Source organism: Spirillospora sp. NPDC047418 (assembly GCF_040643275.1).
GTDB lineage: Bacteria > Actinomycetota > Actinomycetes > Streptosporangiales > Streptosporangiaceae > Spirillospora.
This window is the reverse complement of sequence record NZ_JBEYTW010000190.1, coordinates 1-4,214: the sequence shown is the minus strand read 5'-3', so window position 1 is coordinate 4,214 and position 4,214 is coordinate 1. Positions and strand designations below refer to the sequence as shown.

Genomic DNA, 4,214 nt, shown 5'->3' with positions numbered 1-4,214 from the left:
ACTCGCCCTGTGCTGCGGATGGCACAACCGCTGGAAGGCCGCCAATCCCACAAAGATCCACATCACCCGGGGGCCCGACGGCCGCTACACCTACCACCTCCATTCTCCCGGAACCAGAACTACGTCCACACCGAGTCGTCCACCACCCTGGCTCCAAGCCGCCTGACCACGCCGCTGCGCAGACCCCGAACCCGGCCTCGAGTTACGGAGTTGCGTCAACGGCTCCCCGTTCTTCAGATACGCCGACGTCATAGCACCTGCATGCCCGCAGACAGTGCCGACCCCTTGCTCCCTGTCTGCTTGCGGGGCCGGCCAACGACCCCGGTGACAACACCCTGGAGCATGCCTGCGACAGGGGTCGGCTTGAGTCATGCCGCGCCGGGTGACCTAACCCCCCATGGGCGGACCTGAAAGCGGGCATCGGGGAACGGGACGTCCCGGGGCTGCTCGGCGGTCGGGGCGGCCGGTGCCGGACGGTCAGCACCCCGGAACGCGGCACCGCTGCCCCCATCGCCCCCGGCCATACCGTGGTCAGCATGTGCCTCGTCGTCCACGTCCCGTCCATATCGGCCGCCACGGAACGAGCTAGGGCGAGTCGGTCAGCAGGTCAGCGGTCTTGGCCTAGATGTGCTCGCCCCGAGCACAGTCGCGAGGGCATCAAGCTCTGCTTCACACACCCTCGTTGCCGGTCAAAAGCGTGTGGACGCGGCGCCAGGCGTCGGCTGCGGTGGCGGGGTCGGTGGCGAGGAAGCCGTGACCGGTGCCGGGGTAGACAACGACCTCGTGGCGCACCCCGGCATCGGCCAGTGCGGCCGCGATCTCGCTCTGGTGTGCGGGCGGGACGACATGGTCGTTCTCGCCGACGAGGTAGAGCACCCGGCCGGTGATCTTCGGGGTCAGTGACAGGGTCGGCTCGGGCCTGCCAAGGGGAATCTCCGTCGTCGGGAGCCAGCCACCGTAGAAGACGGCCACATCGAGGTGGAACTCGGTGGCCGCGAGGTAGGCGATATGGCCTCCCACGCTCAGCCCCACCATGCCCACACGTTCACAGCCGATCCCGTGCAGGGTGTCGACGGCGCCGCCCACGTCGTCCAGGACTTGGGCGCGGGTCATCAGATGGAGCAGTTCAAAGCCTCGGTCGCGGCCTGCCGTGTCGCGGGGCAGTTCGGTGTCCGGGGCGGTGCGGTGGTGGAAGTCCGGTGCCAGCGCCACGAAGCCGAGCGAGGCGAGGTGGTGGCAGGCATCGCGTACGGCGGAGTCGACGCCGAAAAGCTCCATCCCCACCACCACGCCGGGAAAGGCGCCCGGGACTCCTGGGCGTGCAAGGTATGCGCCCATAGGCGGCCCGTCGCCCACGGTGACGTCGATGCGCTCGGTACGGACGGGATACGGCACTGGTTGCGTGGTCATGTTCCGACGTAACCACCCTCCTTATGCTGGTATCCACAGGTTGTTTTTCCTAGTAATGAAAGTTCCAGGATGTCTGAAGCCGCGATCCGGGCCAGGGAATTAGGGGATCTTCTACGCTCCCGCCGCGAGCGATTGCAGCCCGCCGATGTCGGCCTGCCCGTGGGAGGCCGGCGCCGGACCCGGGGGCTGCGCCGCGAAGAGGTGGCACAACTCGCAGCGATCTCCTCGACCTACTACACCTACCTGGAACAGGGCCGCCAGGTGCGTCCTTCACGCCAGGTACTCGACGCGCTGGCCGCCGCACTACGGCTCGACGCCACCGAGCGGACCCATATCCACGAACTCGTCCACGGTGACCTGCCCGCCGGCCGACCCGCGGTCGCGGAGCGTCTCTCACCGTCCGTCGTCGCGCTCGTTGACCGGCTCGACCCGTGCCCGACCTACGCCACGGGCCGCTACTGGGACGTCCTGGCCGCCAACCGGGCCGCCCGAACCCTGTGGACCGACTGGTCGGCCCGCCCGCCCGAGGCCCGCAACATGCTCTGGTGGATGTTCACCGACCCCGGCGCCAGGCAGGTCCTGCCCGACTGGCGAAACGAGGCATCCGCCCTACTCGGCCGCTTCCGCGCCGCAGCGGCACGTCATCCAGGCGACACCGGATTCAGCTCCCTGATCGAACGGCTGCACGCCAACAGCCCGGAGATCAGGGCCTGGTGGCCGCATCACGAAGTGGCACCGCTGCGCTCAGGCACAAAACGACTGTTCCATCCTGCGCTCGGGGAGATCCTCCTCCACCACGTCGTACTGCAAGTCGTCGATGACCCCGATCAGAGACTGGTCACCTTCACCGCCTCCGATGAAGACCTCGCCAGGATCGCCGCCCTGTCACCCCCCTGACAGCCACACGAGCTGCGGAGCCGTACCCGGCCGTGATCAGGTGCGGAACGAGGTCGGCGAGGTCCTGCCATGCTGCCCCGCGTGAGCGTGCGCCAAGTCCACCCACTCGGATCAGCCCGCCTTGGAGCGTCACCTCCTCGTTGGTGAAAAGGCGTTCCGGACCGCCGGGAGCGGCCGTGTTGAACGGCGGAGCGTAGAGGTCACCAATGTCCACGACTCCGTTCTCGAGCCCGCAAGACCGCATCGCCACGTCCGCGGCCCCGGCGGGAGCGCCGCTTACACCGGATCGTGGACGAGATACACCAAGCAGCGGAAGCGCAGGGCCACCTCTACCGGGCGGAGAGCCGCACCGCGAACCAGCGATCCGCCGCCATCACGAGTTCCCACTCGGCGTGGCATCGGGTGTCGGCCCGGTGCTCTCTACGTGTGCCACTCACGTTCGGTCCAGCACCAGCGGACGGCGGCCATCAGGGGCGTGGCGGCGGGGAGAGTGGGGTGCGGCGGATCATCCGAATCGGAGCCGCCGGGGCTGGACGGTCAGCAGATGTCAGCGGCGGACTGGACGGCCGTTCGCAGAGCCGCGCGGGTCAGCAGAATGACAGGGCCGGAGGGACCCTTGCTGTCGCAAAGTGCCACGACGTTCGGCGCCCCGGCGACCTCGATGCAGTTGTCGCCCTCTGCCGTGCTACGTGAGGCCTTGCGCCACGCCGCCTTGCCCATGTCCATCTCGTCTACCACTTCTTCCGGCCAGGGGGCGCTTTGTCGATTTATCCATAAAGCACGCCGGTACAGCTTAAAGGTTCTTGAGGGTGTTAGCGAGGTGCCGGAAATCGCCGTGGTTGATGATCAGCTTGGGGCCGTCCGGGATCTTGCTGTCTCGGAGGACTATACCGTTCACAACGCTGGCGATTTCGACGCAGTTATCTCCCGACTCATTACTGCGAGACGACTTCCGCCAGTTCAGTTTACTCAACTCCATCTTTCTTTGATGACCTTTCTTATCAGTGCTCGTGAATCTCTGACGTTCAGTGCTTCTGCCTGCAGGGTGGCTATAGCTTCGTTGGCAAGCGCCACGTGAGGTGGACTGCTTGATGTCTCCCCGCCGTACGCCTTGGCCGTATATACCACCTGACGCTGATCCGGCAGCGTGGCAATAGTGAACGTCGCCCAGACGTTTCGAATGTAGCGGATCGGCGTTACCTGCAGATTAACATTGTCCATTTCAGACAGTTCAAGAAGGCGTTCAAGCTGCTCCCTCATGACCGTCCTCCCGCCGACCTCCCGACAGAGAACCGTCTCGTCCATGACCGCGGTGATACTGGGAGGAGGCACGCGGTACAGAATTTCTTGCCGCCTCATCCTGTTCTTAACGGCGTCATCATCGTTCAGGAGAACGCGCGCATAAGCCTCGTTCTGGAATAGCCCATAAACCACCCTGTCCTCATAGGAGCGGAGCATACCGGCCGACTGTTCCGCCTTCGGGAAGTTGGCGAAGAACTCGGGGTACTTGTCGGACTTGATCGATTCTATAAGCTCGTCCCACGCCTCGGCGAGAGTCGTGCCCGACTTGAGCGCCCGATCGAGTCGCAGGGCGTTCTCCCGGCGGCAGCGGGTCCGGCCGGACTCGACCTGCGCGATGTAACTGCGGGTCACGTTGACCAGGTCAGCGAGGGCTTGCTGGCTCAGGCCCGCCGCCTTCCTGAGACGCCTGACCTCCGCGCCGAAACTCAAGAACTCGGGCTTGACTCTGTTGTACATCGTCATGCCGGCCTCCCAGGCACCAGCGGGCGGGGTTGTCACTCCCGGCGTTAGCCTCGGGCTTTCACCGGGCGGCGGTTCGAGCGTGACCGTTTAGACAAGAAAAGTGCCCCGAGCTGGGAGGATAGGGCTTGTCGAAGGTCCTGTCC

Annotated in this window: 5 protein-coding genes; 1 reads left to right on the top strand and 4 read right to left on the bottom strand. The window is 65.7% G+C overall.

The window, feature by feature from the left end:
• Positions 1–669: 669 nt before the first annotated feature.
• The gene (locus ABZ806_RS44895; RefSeq protein WP_500226089.1) at positions 670–1,395 is read right to left on the bottom strand and encodes a dienelactone hydrolase family protein; all 726 of its coding nucleotides are present in this window, start codon (positions 1,393–1,395) and stop codon (positions 670–672) included.
• 84 nt (positions 1,396–1,479) lie between these two features.
• Here ABZ806_RS44895 and ABZ806_RS44890 point away from each other — a divergent pair, with 84 nt between their 5' ends.
• Entirely contained in the window at positions 1,480–2,307 is an 828-nt protein-coding gene (locus ABZ806_RS44890; protein ID WP_500226087.1) for an MmyB family transcriptional regulator, read from the top strand.
• 537 nt (positions 2,308–2,844) lie between these two features.
• Here ABZ806_RS44890 and ABZ806_RS44885 read toward each other — a convergent pair.
• The 3 genes from ABZ806_RS44885 to ABZ806_RS44875 form a co-directional block, all read right to left on the bottom strand.
• Positions 2,845–3,033 carry a DUF397 domain-containing protein gene (locus ABZ806_RS44885; protein WP_500226086.1) on the bottom strand — a complete coding sequence of 63 codons (189 nt, stop codon included), beginning with the start codon at positions 3,031–3,033 and terminating at the stop codon, positions 2,845–2,847.
• Positions 3,034–3,100: 67 nt separating this feature from the next.
• Complete coding sequence (locus ABZ806_RS44880; RefSeq protein WP_500226084.1) at positions 3,101–3,286, bottom strand: DUF397 domain-containing protein; 186 nt, start codon at positions 3,284–3,286, stop codon at positions 3,101–3,103.
• On the bottom strand, positions 3,277–4,071 hold the full coding sequence (locus tag ABZ806_RS44875) for a helix-turn-helix domain-containing protein (protein ID WP_500226081.1): 795 nt from the start codon (positions 4,069–4,071) through the stop codon (positions 3,277–3,279). Before ABZ806_RS44875 ends, ABZ806_RS44880 begins: the two co-directional genes overlap by 10 nt.
• Positions 4,072–4,214: the final 143 nt, after the last annotated feature.